Consider the following 15,733-nt stretch of genomic DNA (forward strand, 5'->3'; position numbering starts at 1 on the left):
GCGAGGAGCCCTTTCCTTCGATCATCCGGGGGCGGTCGCCTTCTATCAGCGCTCCGGCTTCCGCCCCTTCCGCCGCCAGATCGAAATCGACGACGACCCGCGCCTCGACGGGAGGGCGCCGCGCGATGCGGCGAAGCATGTGCCGATCATCGAATAGCACGGAAGAGCGTAGCCCGGATGGAGCGCAGCGTAATCCGAAGGGCGATTTCTCCGTCGCCGAGCACTCCGCCGTCATCCTGAGGTGCGCGCTCTTGCGCGCCTCGAAGGATGGGCTGCGGGCGCCTGTGGCCCATCCTTCGAGGCTCCCCTTGGCATTCCCGCTCAGCTATCGAAATTCACCGCATTGGTGTTGGCGCCGCAGACCAGAATCGCGACGCGCTCAGTGGGTGAAGGACGATAGCGGCCGGAGAGCACCGCGGCAAAGGCGGCTGCGCCGCCGGGCTCGGCCACGAGGCGCAAGTGCGACCACAGCGCGGCCTGGGCCTGCCGGATCGCATCGTCGCTGACCAGGACGACGCGCTCGACATGGGTGCGCGCGACCGGAAACATCAACTCGCCGACGCGCCGCGGCGCAAGGCTGTCGGCGGCGATGCCGCCGGCCGGCGCATCGACCGGCGCGCCCGCCTCGAACGCGGCGTGCAGGGTTGGCGATTGCTCCGGCTCGACCGCGACGATGCGGGTCCTGCCGGCGTACCACGCCGCAATGCCGCCAATCAGCCCGCCGCCGCCGACCGCCACCAGCAGCGTGTCGATGCCGGGCGCATCCTGCTCCAATTCCAGTCCGACGCTGCCCTGGCCGAGCAGCGTTTCGGCCTGATCGTAGGCATGTACGGACAGCGCACCGGTCTGCGCGACATGCGCCTCGCTGGCGGCGAGCGCATCGGCGTAGCGGTTGCCCGCGATCACGAGCTTTGCGCCGTAAGCCCTGATCCGCTCGGCCTTGGCCGGCGAGGTGATGTCGGGCACGAAGATCGTGGCGGGAATGCCGAGCCGCTGCGCCGCATAGGCCACGGCCGCGCCGTGATTGCCGCCGGAGGCGGCGACGACACCGGTCTGCGGCACCTGCCGCAGCAGCAGATTGGCGAAGGCGCCGCGTGCCTTGAACGATCCGGAATGCTGCAGCATCTCGAGCTTGAACGTGACCGGCGCTGCCGGTAGGCCGAAATCGGCGAGATCGGCCTGAACTAGCGGCGTGCGCCTGATATGGGGACGGATGACCGCGTCGGTCGCCGCAATTCGCTCCCGTGTGATGTCCATTGTCGCTGTCATGATACCGTCCAGGATAGCCCAAGGGAGCGTTGACATCAATTAGGTAATTAGCAAAATGGCTAAATGAAATTTGCCGTCGCCTTGCGCGCGCTCGCCAACGAACGCCGCCTGCAGATCCTGGAATGGCTGCGGGATCCGCGGCGGCATTTTCGCGAGCAGGAAGACGGCGACCTGGTCGAGGACGGCGTCTGCGGATTGCTGATCGCCGAAAAGCTCGGCGTCAGTGCCCCGACATTGAGCGAGCACATGCGGGTGCTGACATCAGCCAAGCTGGTGCGCGCCAAGCGGATCAAGCAATGGACGATGTACAAGCGCAACGAGACCGCCATCGCCGCCATCAAGCGCGCGATCCAGGACGGCTTTTGAGCGCAAGGCCGCCCGCGGGTCTCGTTGCAGCCGGCGCAATGCTCCCTTTCCGAGATTTTCGTTGCGCCGGCCCGAGCCGGTCGTGGAGACTGATCGGCCCTGCCTTGTTCAACGACTGAAGAAGAGCGAGAACCATGTTCCTGATCGGCCAATATGATTCCCCCTTCGTCCGCCGCGTCGCGATTGCGCTGCGGCTTTACGGGCTCGCCTTCGAGCACAGACCGTGGTCGACCTTCGGCGATGCCGACAAGATCGCGCCGTACAATCCGCTCCGCCGCGTGCCGACCCTGGTGCTCGACGACGGCGAGGCGCTGATCGAGAGCATGATCATCCTCGACTATCTCGACGACCTCGTCGGGCCCGAGAAGGCCATGCTGCCGCGCGGCGGCACCGAGCGGCGCAAGCATTTGCGCATCTGCGCGCTCGCCTCCGGCCTCGGCGACAAGGCGGTCAGCCTGCTCTACGAGCGCGTGCTGCGGAAGGAGCAACTCGCGCTGTGGGTCGAGCGTTGCCAGGCGCAGATCGCGGACGTGCTAGAGGTGCTCGAGGCCGAGCGCGCCAAGGTGACGACGCCGTACTGGCTGGGGACGCGCATCGGCCACGCCGACGTCGCCGTCGCTTGCGTCATGCGCTTCACCCGCGAAGCGCATCCCGACCTGTTCGATGCCTCGCGCTATCCAGCGCTCGCGGCCCATAGCGAGCGCTGCGAGGCGCTGGCCCCGTTCCAGGAGATCGTGCAGCCGCTGGCCCCGCCGAAGGGGTGAGATCCCTTACCCTCCCCTGGAGGGGGAGGGTCGATCGCGCAAAGCGCGAGCGGGGTGGGGTGATCTATCCACACGGGCAGTGTTGGACGTGGAGAGACCGTCACCCCACCTCAGTTCGCATTCAGCTTCGCTGCATGCGAACCGATCCTCCCCCTCCAGACAGGGCTATCGCATTTGAGAGCTTTTCCCGGCGGCCATCCTTCGAGACGCCCGCTTTGGGCGGGCTCCTCAGGATGAGGGCGGAGTGTGCGGCAGCAGTTTCAACGAGCACTGACGCTGATTAGCCTCATCCTGAGGAGGCGCGTCAGCGCCGTCTCGAAGGACGAGGCGTGCGCGCAGGCCGACGTCACAAGTCATATGCGATAGCCCTGCCCTGGAGGGGGAGGATGGGCACCGTGCATGTGGGAGGGTTACAGGATACATCCGCCGCCTTTGCGTCACCGCGCGTGACAGCCCGATGATGCAATAATACCCCTGTTTTGCCCGACGCCGCAACGGGATTTCGGCAAGACCGAAAATCCTCAAGCCTTTCAACCCCATCGCTACTGTGCATGGGGTTGTTTTCTCAACTTTTATTTGGCAGGCGCGCCTAGCCCGCCCCCGCGCGCTTTTTCTGCCAGACGAGGTGCACCGCGCAGGTGCAGCCCGGCGGATGCGAGGCGAGGTCTTTCGGCATCTCGTCGTTCGCCGGCGTGGCGGCGAAGGGCTTGTCCCGCGACGGGATGTAGTTCAGCACCGGCGCGAGCCAGCGCTCGGCTTCCGCGACACTCATGCCCTTGCGCGCGGCGTAGTCCTCGACCTGGTCGCGCTCGATCTTGCCGACGCCGAAATAATAGCTTTCGGGGCTGGCAAAATAGAGCCCGGACACGCTTGAGCCCGGCCACATCGCAAAGCTCTCGGTCAGCTTCACGCCGGCGGTGGCCTCCGCATCGAGCAGCTCGAACAGTGTCGCCTTCTCGGTGTGGTCGGGCTGCGCGGGATAGCCGGGCGCGGGGCGGATCCCAGAGTACTTCTCCAGGATCAGCTCCTCGTTGGAGAGCGCCTCGTCCGGCGCATAGGCCCAGAACTCGCGCCGCACGCGCGCATGCATGCGTTCGGCGAAGGCCTCGGCGAGGCGGTCGGCCAGCGCCTTGCACAGGATCGATGAGTAATCGTCGTTGGCCATCTTGAAGCGATCGGCAACCGCATCCTCGCCGATCCCTGCGGTGACGACGAAGCCGCCGATGTAATCCGGCACGCCGGCCGGCGCGATGAAGTCGGACAGCGCCGCGTTGAAGCGGCCTTCGCGCTTCTCCAGCTGCTGGCGCAGCGTATGCAGCGTCGCGATGCTCTTGGTGCGGCTCTCGTCGGCATAGAGCACGATGTCGTCGCCTTGCGCGTTCGCCGGCCAGAAGCCGATCGTCGCGCGCGCCCGGAACCACTTCTCCTTGACGATGGTGTCGAGCATCTTGCGCGCGTCGTCATAGAGCGAGCGCGCGACCTCGCCGACCTTGGCGTCGTCGAGGATGGCGGGGAAGCGTCCGGCGAGCTCCCAGGTCTGGAAGAACGGCGTCCAGTCGATATAGGGCACGAGCTCGGCGAGGTCATATTCGTCGAAGCTGCGGGTGCCGAGGAAGGTCGGCTTCACCGGCTTGTTCGCGGCGAAATCGATCGGCACGCGGTTGGCGCGGGCATCAGCGAGCTTCAACCGCTTCTTGTCGGCCTGCGCGCGCAGATGCGCCTCCGAGATCTTGGCGTATTCGGCGCGCACCTCGGCGGCATAGGCCTCGCGCTTCTCCGGCGAGAGCAGCGCGGAGGCGACGCCGACGGCGCGGCTGGCGTCGTTGACATGCACGACGGGACCGGCGCGATAGCTCGGGTCGATCTTGACCGCCGTATGCACGCGGCTGGTGGTGGCGCCGCCGATCAGCAGCGGCAGCCTCAAGCCTTCGCGCTGCAATTCGCCGGCGAAGAACGCCATCTCGTCGAGCGAGGGCGTGATCAGGCCGGAGAGCCCGACGATGTCCGCCTTTTCCGCCTTCACGGTCTCGACGATCTTCGCCGCCGGCACCATCACGCCGAGGTCGATGACCTCGAAATTGTTGCACTGGAGCACGATGCCGACGATGTTCTTGCCGATGTCGTGGACATCGCCCTTCACCGTCGCGAGCACGATCTTGCCGGCGGACGACGAACCCTCGGTGCCGATGCCGCTCGCAAGGTTGCGCGCCTTCTCCTCCTCCATGAACGGCATCAGGTAAGCAACGGCCTGCTTCATGACGCGGGCGGACTTCACCACCTGCGGCAAAAACATCTTGCCATCGCCGAAGAGGTCGCCGACGACGTTCATGCCGGCCATCAGCGGGCCCTCGATGACGTCGAGCGGGCGCGAGGATTTCTGGCGGGCCTCCTCGGTGTCCTGCTCGATGAATTCGGTGATGCCGTGTACCAGCGAATGCGACAGCCGCTTCTCCACCGGCCATTCGCGCCAGGCGAGATCGGCTTCCTTGCTTTCCGTCTTCTTGCCGCGGAATTTCTCCGCCAGCGCCAGCAGCCGCTCGGACGCGCCGGGATCGCGATTGAGGACGACGTCCTCGCACACTTGCCGCAGCTCCGGATCGATGTCGTCATAGACGATCATCTGCCCGGCATTGACGATGCCCATGTCCATGCCGGCTTTGATGGCGTGATACAGAAACACCGAGTGCATGGCCTCGCGCACCGGCTCGTTGCCGCGGAACGAGAACGACAGGTTGGAGACGCCGCCCGAGACATGCGCGCCCGGCAGGTTCTGGCGGATCCAGCGCGTCGCCTCGATGAAGTCGACGCCGTAATTGTTGTGCTCCTCGATGCCGGTCGCGATCGCGAAGATGTTCGGATCGAAGATGATGTCCTCGGGCGGGAAGCCGATCTTGTTCACCAGGATGTCGTAGGCGCGCTTGCAGATCTCGGTCTTGCGCGCAAACGTATCGGCCTGGCCGACCTCGTCGAACGCCATGACCACCACCGCCGCGCCGTGACGACGCGCTACTTTCGCCTCGTGGATGAACTTCTCCTCGCCTTCCTTCATCGAGATCGAGTTCACGACCGGCTTGCCCTGCACGCATTTCAGGCCGGCCTCGATCACGGAGAATTTCGAGGAATCGACCATGACCGGGACGCGCGCGATGTCGGGCTCGGCGGCGAGGAGGTTGAGGAACGTCACCATCGCCGCTTCGGAATCGAGCAGGCCCTCGTCCATGTTGACGTCGATGATCTGGGCGCCGTTCTCGACCTGGTCGCGCGCGACCTGGAGCGCGGCGGTGTAATCGCCGGCGGTGATCAGCTTGCGGAAGCGGGCCGAACCCGTGACGTTGGTCCGCTCGCCGACATTGACGAAGGGGATCGCGTCGGTCAGCACGAACGGCTCGAGGCCGGAGAGCCGCAGGCGCGGCTCGATATCCGGCACGATGCGCGGCTTGTGCGGGGCGACGCTAGCTGCGATCGCCGCGATATGGTCCGGCGTGGTGCCGCAGCAGCCGCCGACGATGTTGACGAGGCCATCGCGCGCGAACTCGCCGACGAGGCGGGCCATGTACTCCGGCGTCTCGTCATATTGGCCGAACTCGTTCGGCAGGCCGGCATTGGGATAGGCGCACACGAGCGTGTCGGCGACGCGGCCGATGTCGGCTATGTGCGCGCGCAGATCTTCTGCACCGAGCGCGCAGTTGAAGCCGATGGTGATGGGCTTTGCATGTCGCACCGAATTCCAGAACGCTTCCGGCATCTGGCCCGAGAGCAGGCGGCCGGACTTATCGGTGATGGTGCCCGACACCATCACCGGCATGTCGATGCCGCGCTCTTCGGTGATCTCGGCGATCGCATAGAGCGCCGCCTTGGCGTTGAGCGTGTCGAAGATGGTCTCGACCAGCAGGAGGTCGACGCCGCCGTCGATCAGGCCGCGGATCTGCTCGCCATAGGACTTGCGCAAATCGTCGAAGGTGACGGCGCGGTAGCCGGGATTGGAGACGTCGGGCGAGATCGAGGCGGTGCGGTTGGTGGGGCCGATGGCACCGGCAACGAAGCGCGGCTTGCCGTCCTCGGCGGCGACGCGCCGTGCCGCATTGCCGGCGAGGCGGGCGCCCTCGCGCGCCATCTCGTAGACGATGTCGGTGAGGTCGTAATCGGCCTGCGCGATCGAGGTCGTCGAGAACGTGTTGGTCGCGACGATGTCGGCGCCGGCGCGCAAATAGGCGGCGTGGATGTCCTCGATCGCCTGCGGCTGCGTCAGGATCAGCAAATCGTTGTTGCCGCGCAGGTCGCGATGAAAGTTCTTGAAGCGCTCGCCACGGAAGGCTTTCTCGTCGAGCTGGAGGTTCTGGATCATCGTGCCCATGGCGCCGTCGAGCACGAGGATGCGCTCGCGCGCGGCGTTCAGCAGGGCAGTTCGCTTCGGAGAGATGGTCACGGTCATTTTCTCTTAAGCCGCCTTCTGCGCGCTCTTGGCGCGAATGCCGAGCAAATGGCTGATCGCGAAGACGAGATCGGCGCGGTTCATGGTGTAGAAATGGAAGGTGTCGACGCCGTGCTTGGCGAGCTTCTGCACCTGGCCGGCGGCGACGGTCGCGGCCACCAGCTTGCGCGTTTCGGCATCGTCATCGAGGCCCTCGAATTTCGCGGCGAGCCAGTCGGGCACCGTGGTGCCGTTCCGGGTGACGAAATTGCGCGCCTGCTTGAAATTGTGCATGGGCATGATGCCCGGCACGATCGGGATGTCGATGCCGCGCGCACGCACGCGGTCGAGATAGCGGAAGTAGAGGTCGTTGTCGAAGAACACCTGCGTGATCGCGCGCGTCGCACCGGCATCGACCTTGGCCTTGAGCGTGTCGATATCGGCATCGAAGTCGCGCGATTCGGGGTGCTTCTCGGGATAGGCCGAGACCGAGACCTCGATATCGCCGTGCCGCTTCTTGATCCCAGCGACGAGCCCGGCCGAGCTCTGATACCCCTCGGGATGGCTCGAATAGGGCGTGCCGATGCCGCCGACGGGATCGCCGCGCAAGGCCACGATGTGGCGGACGCCGACCTCGTGATAGCGGTCGACGATCTCGTCGATCTCGCCGCGCGAAGCACCGACGCAGGTCAGATGCGCCGCCGGCAGCAGCGCGGTTTCCTGCAGGATGCGGGCAATGGTCGAATGGGTACGCTCACGCGTCGAGCCGCCGGCGCCATAGGTCACCGAGACGAATTTCGGCTCGAGCGGGGCGAGCCGGTTGATGGTCTCCCAGAGATTGCGCTCCATCTCTTCCGTCTTGGGCGGAAAGAACTCGAAGGAGATCGCAGGCCGCTTCAGGTGCCCGTCTTGCCGGTCGGCTGTCGCAGGCGTCGTCAGGTCAGTCATGGCGCCACTCACTCCAATGTCGGGCCGGCGATCGGGTCTAGCTTCGGGGACCTAAAATACGGCAAAGGCCCCTTGGTCGACAGCCCATCATTGGTGGGAAGTTGCCCATTTAGATGCAGACTGGCACATTATTCTCTTGAATCACGCGTCTGGTGGGAACGTTGTTTGTTTGACGTAAAATACTGAATCTAAAAGATTATGTTCCATGAACTACCTCTCGTTGGCCAAGTATCGTGGTGGGCAAGACGAAGTCGTCTACAAACAAGCGGCAGTTGGCCCAACTTGAGCCGCTGGCGTGCCCGCCCGCTGTACACGTCAGGCCTGCGCAGCCTGCCCATTGCCGCCACGACGGCCTCCATTACGTTATGCCGCCATGATCCCGCTCTCCGTCCTCGACCTCTCCGTCGTCACAACAGGCACCAAGCCCGCCGCGGCGCTGCGCAACAGCATCGATTTGGCGCGTCACGTCGATGGCCTCGGCTATGTCCGCTACTGGCTCGCCGAGCATCACAACCTCGCCTCTGTCGCGAGCCCCGCGCCCGATGTCATGATCGGGCAGATCGCGGCGGTGACGAAGCACCTCCGCGTCGGCTCCGGCGGCGTGATGCTGCCCAACCACGCGCCGCTGGTCGTCGCCGAGCGTTTCAAGATGCTGGAGGCGCTGTTTCCCGGCCGGATCGATCTCGGTCTCGGTCGCGCGCCGGGCACCGATGGCGCCACGGCCTATGCGCTGCGAAGCCGGCTCGACCGCCGCGAGGGCGACGATTTTCTGGAGCGGCTGCACGAGCTGATCCTGTGGGAGACCCGGGAATTCCCCGCAGGGCATCCCTACAACAACGTCGTCGCGATGCCCGACGACACCAGGCTGCCGCCGATCTGGCTGCTTGGCTCCAGTGATTATTCGTCGGAATTGGCCGCCCAGGTCGGCATGGGCTTCGCCTTCGCCCATCATTTCGCGTCCCACGACGCGATCGATGCGATGGTGCACTACCGCAATCGTTTTCAGCCCTCGGCCTGGCGTGCGAGCCCGCATGCCATTCTCGCGGTCGCCGTTATCGCCGCCGATACCGACGAGGAAGCCGAAAGGCTTGCCTCGTCCTTTGACCTCAATCGCCTTCGCCGCGACCGCGGCCAATATCTGCCGCTGCCGAGCGTCGAGGAGGCGATGGCCTATCCATATACGGATGCCGAGCGCACCTCGATCCTGCGCAACCGCTCGCGCCTGTTCGTCGGCAGCCCCGCGACGGTGCAGAAGAAGCTGCAGCCCTTGATCTACGCGAGCAAGCCGGACGAGCTGATGGTGATCACGGCGGTGTATGACCACGAGGCGCGAAAGAAGTCGTATTCGCTGCTGGCGGAGGCGTTCGGGCTGGCGAAAAGAGAAAGCGTGTAGACCGCTCTCGTGCCCCGGACGCAGCGCAGCGCTTCTTCAGCGGTGCGCTGCAGAGCCGGGGCCCATCTCGCGACTGGGTATCCTGTCCCTGGGTCCCGGCTCGCGCTTCGCGCGTCCGGGACACGCCACTAATCCTGCGCCTCGCTGAATGTCGCGCGGAACGGATGGCCCGGATAGACGCCGACGATGCGGAATTCGCGCGAGAAGAATTTCAGCTCCTCGATGGCGAAGGCGAGGCCCTTGTCATCGGGGTGGCCGTCGACGTCGGCATAGAACTGCGTGGCGAAGAAATTGCCGTCGACCATGTAGCTCTCGAGCTTGGTCATGTTGACGCCGTTGGTGGCGAAGCCGCCGAGCGCCTTGTAGAGCGCGGCCGGCAAATTGCGCACGCGGAAAACAAAGGTCGTGACGAGCGGCCCGGTGCCTTGGGGCGCCCATTTCGGCTCGCGCGCCAGCACCACGAAGCGCGTGGTGTTGTGGGCCTCGTCCTCGATGTCCTCGGCGAGGATGTCGAGACCGTAGATCTTTGCGGCCAGGCGCGAGGCGATCGCGGCCACCGTCTTGTCCTTGCGCTCCGAGATGTCGCGGGCGCTGCCGGCGGTGTCGGCGTGCACGATCGGCTTGATGCCGAGCTTGCGGATGATGCGCCGGCACTGGCCGAGCGCGTGCACGTGGCTCTCGACGCTCTTGATGTCTTCGAGCTTGGTCCCCCTCACCGCCATCAGCTGATGCCGCACCGGCAGAAACCATTCGCCGACGATGAAGAGGCCCGACGCCGGCAGGAGGTGATGGATGTCGGCGACGCGGCCGGCGACCGAATTCTCGATCGGGATCATGCCGAGATCGGCTTCGCCCGACGAGATCGCCGACAGCGCGTCTTCAAAAGTGGCGCAGGGCATCGGCTCGGCGTCGGGATAGGCCTCGACGATGGCGATGTGGGAATTGGCTCCGGGTTCGCCCTGGAATGCGATCTTCATCTTGCTCATGTCTTGAAGTGCTCCTGGTCGGCCTTGTAGCAGCGGCTCAGGATTTGGAAAGGATGCTGCGCGCGGTTTCGAGATCGGGCGGCGTGTCGACGCCGCGGGGCACGCTGTCGACGATCATGATGTCGATCCGCATGCCGGCCTCCACCGCCCGGAGCTGTTCCAGGCTCTCCTGACGTTCCAGGGGAGACGGCGGCAGCGATACGAACCGCTCCAGCGCCGCGCGGCGATAGGCATAGAGGCCGATGTGGTGGTATCGCGGTCCGTTGCCGTAGGGAGCTGTGGCGCGGGTGAAATAAAGTGCCCGCAACCGCTTCGGCCCGATCGGCGAACCGATGGCCTTCACGACGCTCGGCGCGAGGTCCTCCTCCTCGGTGTGGATCTGCGAGGCCAATGTTACGATGTCGACGGCGGGATCGTCGAAGGGCGGCAGCACCTCGCGGATGGTCTGCGGCGTGATGGTCGGGAAATCGCCCTGGAGATTGATCACGATCTCGGCCCTGCCTTCAGGGTCCAGCTTCCGCATGGCCTCGTGGATGCGGTCCGAGCCGGAGGGGTGGTCGGCGCGGGTCATCACCGCCTCGCCGCCATGGGCGGTCACGACCGAGGCGATTTCGTCGGTGTCGGTCGCGACCGCAACCCGGCCGATTGCAGCGGCCTCGGCACGGCGCAGCACATGCACGATCATCGGCAGGCCGGCGATATCGGCGAGCGGCTTGCCGGGCAGGCGGGTGGCCGCCATGCGGGCCGGGATCAGCACCAGGATGCGGGGGTCGATCATTGGGTTCAAAGGTCTGAGGTCAAGAGCCTGAAAACGGAGCGTTTTCCGCACCGGGAAATGGGATGGGGACCGGCCTGAAGCCGGGTCGCTTATACGGGTTGCCAGACCCCGGGCAAACCGATATCTCAATGGCAAAACTCGGGGAAACAATAAGGAACGTTTGATTCTCCCGAGGCTCGTCCTGGCGGCCGCTTGGGCCGCTGTTTCCTTCTTGCGGTGGGGCCTGGCCGGAAATGGACTCTTTCGAACTCAACAAGATTCTCGGTGCCGTGCTCGGCACCTGTCTTTTCCTGCTGGTGACGAGCTTCACCGCGAGTGCGCTGTTCTCCCCCAAGACGCCGGAAAAGCCGGGCTTCGAGATCGCGGTGAAGGAAGACGCCGGACACGGCAAGGGAGGCGGCGCCGCTGCAGCCTCCTCCGAGCCGATCGAAAAGTTGCTCCAGACTGCTTCCGTCGAGAAGGGTGCTGCCGCCGCCAAGAAATGCGGCGCCTGCCACACCTTCGAGAAGGGCGGCCCGAACCGTGTCGGTCCGAACCTCTATGGCGTCGTCGGCGAGAAGCGTGGTGAGGGCCGTGGCGGCTTCAACTTCTCGGCTGCCATGAAGGCCAAGGGCGGCACCTGGACCTTCGACGACCTCGACAAGTTCATCGCCAACCCGAAGGGCTTCATCCCGGGCACCGCCATGGGCTTCGCCGGCATTCAGAAGGATTCCGAACGTGCCGACGTCATCGCCTATCTGAACTCGCTGTCGGAGCATCCGCAGCCGCTGCCGACCGCCTCGAAATAAGGCTTCCAGAACCGATTTTCGGATATGCGGCCAGGCTGAAAAGCCTGGCCGTTTCCTTATCCGGGCCTCGCGACGACGTTATCGGGGCGTTTGGCCGCATCCGATGGGCCGGCCGGGCTTCCAAGATGAGGAAAAAGCAACATATTCGGTCGAAACCTCGCCTATATTGGGAACTTAAAGGAGTAGCCTCCTTCAAGATAGGGATGTTGATTTGGCCATTACCCGACGCGATCTCCTGCTCACCGGCACTGCTGCGGCAGCGCTTCCAGCCCTTGGCTCCGTCGCGGGCGTTCCCGTCGTCGGCACGGCACAGGCGCAATCGGCAAGCGAGCTGCCTTCCGGCGGGTTGCCTTGGCGCCACGCCTTGTCGCTGTTCGGAAACGTCAAGTACCCCGCCGACTTCAAGCGCTTCGACTACGTCAATCCGGACGCCCCCAAAGGCGGTGTCGCGCGCCAGATCGCCGTCGGCACGTTCGACAATTTCAACATCGTCGTCTCGGGCGTGAAGGGCCAGGTCGCCGGCGCCGTCGCATTCATCTATGAATCGCTCCTGACGCAGTCGCTCGACGAGGTCTCGACCGAATACGGCGCGCTGGCCGAAGCGGTCAGCCATCCAGACGATTTCTCCTTCGTCACCTATCGCCTGCGCCCGCAGGCGAAATGGCATGACGGCAAGCCCGTCACGCCGGAGGATGTGATCTTCTCGCTCGATTCCTTCAAGAAGAACCACCCGATGTACTCGGCCTATTACAGCCATGTGGTGAAGGCCGAGAAGGTCGGCGAGCGTGACGTGAAGTTTGTGTTCGACGCACCCGGCAACCGCGAGCTGCCGCTGATCGTGGGACAGCTGATCGTCCTGCCGAAACATTGGTGGGAGGGGACGGACGCGCAGGGCCGCAAGCGCGATGTCGCCGCCACCACGCTGGAAGTACCGCTCGGCTCGGGCCCCTACAAGGTCAAGGAATTCGTCGCAGGACGCTCGATCGCGCTGGAGCGCGTCAAGGACTATTGGGGCCGCGATCTTCCCATCAATGTCGGCCGCAACAATTTCGACGAGCTGCGCTACGAATATTTCCGCGACGGCACCGTTGCGATCGAGGCCTTCAAGGCCGACCAGGTCGACTGGCGCACCGAGAACAGCGCGAAGAGCTGGGCGACCGCCTACGATTTCCCGGCCGTGACCGAAAAGCGGGTGATCCTCGAGGAATTCGCTAACCGCAGCTCCGGCGTGATGCAGGCCTTCGTGCCGAACCTGCGGCGCGCCAAGTTCAGCGATCCGCGCGTCCGTCGTGCGCTCAACTACGCGTTCGACTTCGAGGAGATGAACAAGCAGATCTTCTACGGTCAGTACAAGCGCATCAGCAGCTATTTCGACGGCATCGATGAGCTGATGGCAACCGGATTGCCGCAGGGAAAAGAGCTGGAGATCCTCGAGACCGTTCGCGCCCAGGTGCCGCCCGAGGTCTTCACGACGGCCTACACCAATCCGGTCGGGGGCAGTCCGGAAGCGGTGCGCGATAATCTGCGTGAGGCGCTGCGCCTGTTCAAGGAGGCGGGCTACGAGGTGCGCGACCGCAAGCTGATCGACGTCAAGACCGGCGCGCAGTTCTCGCTGGAATTGCTCAACTCGGATCCCAGCTTCGAACGAATTACGCTGTTCTACAAGCCGTCGCTGGAGCGGCTCGGCATTGCCGTGAGCGTTCGGACGGTCGATCCGACCCAATATGAGAACAGGACGCGCGAGTGGGACTTCGACATCGTGACGAACTCCTGGGGCGAGTCGCAATCGCCGGGCAACGAGCAGCGCGAGTTCTGGTCATCCAAGTCGGCCGACATCGCCGGCTCGCGCAATCTTGCCGGGATCAAGAATCCGGCGGTTGATAAGCTGATCGAACGCGTCATCTACGCCACGGACCGCGACGATCTCGTTGCGGCCACCAAGGCGCTCGACCGCGTGCTGTTGTGGAATCACTACGTCGTGCCGCAATGGACCTATAACAAGGTGCGCACCGCGCGCTGGGATCGCTTCGGCCGGCCGGCGGAATTGCCCAAATACGGTCAGTCCGGTTTCCCGTTCATCTGGTGGTACGACGCAGACAAGGCGGCGCGGATCGCAAGAAAATCGTGAAGGACAATCCCCGCATGACGCAGATGTCACGCCGCCATGTGCTGGTCCTGGGTGTTGGCGGCGCCCTCGGAGCGTCCGTCGGCGCGCCGCTGCTGCGCAGCGCGCGAGCATCGGAAGCGGCGATCGAGGCGCACGGCATGTCGGCATTCGGCGATCTCAAATATCCCGCCGACTTCCATCATTTCGATTATGTCAATGTCGACGCGCCGAAAGGCGGCACGTTCTCGCTGATCCCGTCGGTGCGCGCCTACAATCAGTCCTACCAGACCTTCAACTCGCTCAACGCCTTCATCCTGAAGGGCGACGGCGCACAAGGTATGGATATGACGTTCTCGCCGCTGATGGTCCGGGCAAGTGACGAGCCCGACGCAATGTACGGGCTGGCCGCCAAATCCGTGCAAATATCGCCGGACAAGCTGGTCTATCGCTTCACGATGCGGCAAGAGGCGAGATTCCACGACGGGTCCAGGCTCACTGCCCACGATGCAGCTTTTTCGCTGACGACGCTGAAGACCAAGGGGCATCCGCTGATCATCGTGCAGATGCGCGACATGGTCAGTGCGGAAGCCCTCGACGATGCGACGCTCGTGGTCACCTTCGCCAAGGGGCGCGCGCGCGACGTGCCGCTCTATGTCGCCAGTCTGCCGATCTTTTCGAAGGCGTATTACGCGTCCCGCCCGTTCGATGAATCGTCGCTGGAGATTCCGCTCGGCTCGGGCCCGTACAGGGTCGGCAGGTTCGAGGTCAATCGTTACATCGAATTCGAGCGCGTGAAGGACTGGTGGGCCGCTGATCTGCCGCCCTGCCGCGGCAGCTACAATTTCGATGTCGTCCGCTACGAATTCTATCGCGACCGCGATGTCGCCTTCGAGGGCTTTACCGGCAAGAGCTATCTCTACCGCGAGGAGTTCACCTCGCGCATCTGGGCGACGCGCTATGACTTCCCCGCGGTCAAGGATGGTCGTGTCAAAATGGAGGTCGTGCCCGACGATACGCCCTCCGGCGCGCAGGGCTGGTTCATCAATACGCGGCGCGACAAATTCAAAGACCCCCGCGTGCGCGAGGCCCTGATCAACGCTTTCGATTTCGAATGGACCAACAAGACCATCATGTACGGCGCCTATGCCCGTACGGTGTCGCCATTCCAGAACTCGGACCTCATGGCTGGCAATGCGCCGCCTTCGCAGGAAGAGCTGAAGCTGCTAGAGCCGTTTCGCGGCCAGGTTCCCGACGAGGTGTTCGCGGCGCCGTTCACGCCGCCGGCCTCCGACGGCTCCGGACAGGACCGCAGCCTGCTCCGCAAGGCGCAGCAATTGCTGACCGAGGCCGGCGTTCCCATCAAGGACGGCAAGCGGGTGCTGCCGAACGGCGAGGTCTTCAAGATCGAGTTCCTGCTGGATGAGCCCTCGTTCCAGCCGCACCACGCGCCTTACATCAAGAATCTCGCGACGCTCGGCATCGAAGCGAGCGTGCGCCTCGTCGATGCCGTACAGCACAAGGCTCGGCAGGAAGATTTTGATTTCGATATGACCATCCAGCGCTTCAGCATGTCGGCGACACCAGGCGATGCCATGCGCGCGTTCTTCTCCTCGCAGGTCGCGAACACCAAGGGCTCGTACAATCTCGCTGGCGTCGCCAGTCCGGCGATCGACGCCATGATCGACAAGATCATGGCCGCCGACAGCCGTGAAGAGTTGACCGTCGCCTGCCGCGCGTTCGATCGGCTGTTCCGCGCCGGTCGCTATTGGGTACCGCAATGGTACAACAAGACGCACCGGCTGGCCTACTGGGATCAGTTCGGCCATCCGCAGAAGCTGCCGCGCTATGCCAACGGCGTCGGCGCGCCGGAGATCTGGTGGTATGAACCGGCCAAGGCGGCCAAGCTCGAGCAGGCGAAATAGC

The 15,733-nt window shown here is 64.5% G+C and carries 11 protein-coding genes and 1 pseudogene; 7 read left to right on the forward strand and 5 right to left on the reverse strand.

Going from position 1 to position 15,733, the window contains the following annotated elements; genetic code table 11:
• Positions 1-13: 13 nt before the first annotated feature.
• Positions 14-157 (forward strand): annotated as a pseudogene (locus N2604_RS08365) (GNAT family N-acetyltransferase); the annotation flags it as partial.
• Positions 158-321: 164 nt separating this feature from the next.
• On the opposite strand, the gene N2604_RS08370 reads toward N2604_RS08365, so the two are convergent.
• The gene (locus tag N2604_RS08370) at positions 322-1,305 is read right to left on the reverse strand and encodes a threonine/serine dehydratase (RefSeq protein ID WP_260374282.1); all 984 of its coding nucleotides are present in this window, start codon (positions 1,303-1,305) and stop codon (positions 322-324) included.
• A 27-nt stretch (positions 1,306-1,332) separates the two neighbouring features.
• Here N2604_RS08370 and N2604_RS08375 point away from each other — a divergent pair, with 27 nt between their 5' ends.
• Positions 1,333-1,635, forward strand: coding sequence for a helix-turn-helix transcriptional regulator (locus tag N2604_RS08375; RefSeq protein ID WP_260374283.1), 303 nt, complete (start codon positions 1,333-1,335; stop codon positions 1,633-1,635).
• A 134-nt stretch (positions 1,636-1,769) separates the two neighbouring features.
• Positions 1,770-2,399, forward strand: a complete 630-nt coding sequence (locus tag N2604_RS08380; protein ID WP_260374284.1) for a glutathione S-transferase family protein — start codon at positions 1,770-1,772, stop codon at positions 2,397-2,399.
• Positions 2,400-2,988: 589 nt separating this feature from the next.
• On the opposite strand, the gene metH is transcribed toward N2604_RS08380, so the two are convergent.
• Both metH and metF read right to left on the reverse strand, forming a co-directional pair.
• Positions 2,989-6,831 carry a methionine synthase gene (gene metH, locus N2604_RS08385; RefSeq protein WP_260374285.1) on the reverse strand — a complete coding sequence of 1,281 codons (3,843 nt, stop codon included), beginning with the start codon at positions 6,829-6,831 and terminating at the stop codon, positions 2,989-2,991.
• A gap of 6 nt (positions 6,832-6,837) precedes the next feature.
• Entirely contained in the window at positions 6,838-7,758 is a 921-nt protein-coding gene (metF, locus tag N2604_RS08390; protein WP_260374286.1) for a methylenetetrahydrofolate reductase [NAD(P)H], read from the reverse strand.
• Between the two features lie 373 nt (positions 7,759-8,131).
• Here metF and N2604_RS08395 point away from each other — a divergent pair, with 373 nt between their 5' ends.
• On the forward strand, positions 8,132-9,151 hold the full coding sequence (locus N2604_RS08395; protein ID WP_260374287.1) for an LLM class flavin-dependent oxidoreductase: 1,020 nt from the start codon (positions 8,132-8,134) through the stop codon (positions 9,149-9,151).
• Between the two features lie 128 nt (positions 9,152-9,279).
• Here N2604_RS08395 and N2604_RS08400 read toward each other — a convergent pair whose 3' ends face one another.
• The gene (locus N2604_RS08400) at positions 9,280-10,137 is read right to left on the reverse strand and encodes a prephenate dehydratase (RefSeq protein ID WP_260374288.1); all 858 of its coding nucleotides are present in this window, start codon (positions 10,135-10,137) and stop codon (positions 9,280-9,282) included.
• A gap of 37 nt (positions 10,138-10,174) precedes the next feature.
• The gene (locus tag N2604_RS08405) at positions 10,175-10,915 is read right to left on the reverse strand and encodes a 3-deoxy-manno-octulosonate cytidylyltransferase (protein WP_260374289.1); all 741 of its coding nucleotides are present in this window, start codon (positions 10,913-10,915) and stop codon (positions 10,175-10,177) included.
• A 233-nt stretch (positions 10,916-11,148) separates the two neighbouring features.
• On the opposite strand from N2604_RS08405, the gene N2604_RS08410 reads away from it, so the two are divergent.
• From N2604_RS08410 to N2604_RS08420, 3 genes are all read left to right on the forward strand, one after another.
• Positions 11,149-11,703 (forward strand): cytochrome c family protein, encoded by a 555-nt coding sequence (locus tag N2604_RS08410; RefSeq protein WP_260374290.1) that lies wholly within the window; start codon positions 11,149-11,151, stop codon positions 11,701-11,703.
• 211 nt (positions 11,704-11,914) lie between these two features.
• Complete coding sequence (locus N2604_RS08415; protein ID WP_260374291.1) at positions 11,915-13,831, forward strand: extracellular solute-binding protein; 1,917 nt, start codon at positions 11,915-11,917, stop codon at positions 13,829-13,831.
• 14 nt (positions 13,832-13,845) lie between these two features.
• A complete protein-coding gene (locus N2604_RS08420; RefSeq protein WP_260374292.1) occupies positions 13,846-15,732 on the forward strand; it encodes an extracellular solute-binding protein in 1,887 nt (628 codons plus the stop codon).
• The last annotated feature ends 1 nt before the right edge of the window (position 15,733 follow it).

The sequence above is a fragment of the Bradyrhizobium sp. CB1015 genome (assembly GCF_025200925.1).
Classification (GTDB): domain Bacteria; phylum Pseudomonadota; class Alphaproteobacteria; order Rhizobiales; family Xanthobacteraceae; genus Bradyrhizobium.

What these genes read in the sequence shown, in the direction of transcription:
- N2604_RS08370 (WP_260374282.1), bottom strand. Translation starts at nt 1,305, where the DNA reads ATGTCAACGCTCCCTTGGGCTATCCTGGACGGTATCATGACAGCGACA.
- N2604_RS08375 (WP_260374283.1), top strand. Translation starts at nt 1,333, where the DNA reads ATGAAATTTGCCGTCGCCTTGCGCGCGCTCGCCAACGAACGCCGCCTG.
- N2604_RS08380 (WP_260374284.1), top strand. Translation starts at nt 1,770, where the DNA reads ATGTTCCTGATCGGCCAATATGATTCCCCCTTCGTCCGCCGCGTCGCG.
- metH (WP_260374285.1), bottom strand. Translation starts at nt 6,831, where the DNA reads ATGACCGTGACCATCTCTCCGAAGCGAACTGCCCTGCTGAACGCCGCG.
- metF (WP_260374286.1), bottom strand. Translation starts at nt 7,758, where the DNA reads ATGACTGACCTGACGACGCCTGCGACAGCCGACCGGCAAGACGGGCAC.
- N2604_RS08395 (WP_260374287.1), top strand. Translation starts at nt 8,132, where the DNA reads ATGATCCCGCTCTCCGTCCTCGACCTCTCCGTCGTCACAACAGGCACC.
- N2604_RS08400 (WP_260374288.1), bottom strand. Translation starts at nt 10,137, where the DNA reads ATGAGCAAGATGAAGATCGCATTCCAGGGCGAACCCGGAGCCAATTCC.
- N2604_RS08405 (WP_260374289.1), bottom strand. Translation starts at nt 10,915, where the DNA reads ATGATCGACCCCCGCATCCTGGTGCTGATCCCGGCCCGCATGGCGGCC.
- N2604_RS08410 (WP_260374290.1), top strand. Translation starts at nt 11,149, where the DNA reads ATGGACTCTTTCGAACTCAACAAGATTCTCGGTGCCGTGCTCGGCACC.
- N2604_RS08420 (WP_260374292.1), top strand. Translation starts at nt 13,846, where the DNA reads ATGACGCAGATGTCACGCCGCCATGTGCTGGTCCTGGGTGTTGGCGGC.